Below are 208 nucleotides of genomic sequence, written 5' to 3'. Positions count from 1 at the left end.
ACATCGTCCACAGCCCCATCAAAGGCTGCATCCAGCGTGTTTGCCGCATTGATAACGGACGTGACATCACTCGTGTAAGACCCGGCCCGCACCGTCATGTCGGATGCAGACTGAATGATCCCTCCTTCATTCTCCAGCGCACCCGTCAGATCAAGCGCCACAGGTCCCGCAACAGACAGGATGCTCCCAGATCTGTTCGTCAGGGTAG

General features: G+C 57.2%; 1 protein-coding gene. It reads right to left on the bottom strand.

Annotated elements, in window-relative coordinates:
- Positions 1-208, bottom strand: a 208-nt coding sequence (locus Abin_RS15465) for a hypothetical protein (protein WP_181015050.1), incomplete at both ends; no start/stop codon positions are given.

The sequence above is a fragment of the Acetobacter indonesiensis genome, from assembly GCF_000963945.1.
GTDB classification, from domain to species: Bacteria; Pseudomonadota; Alphaproteobacteria; order Acetobacterales; family Acetobacteraceae; genus Acetobacter; species Acetobacter indonesiensis.
Note: the sequence above shows the minus strand (reverse complement) of the source record. Positions and strands in the feature narration are given on the sequence as shown.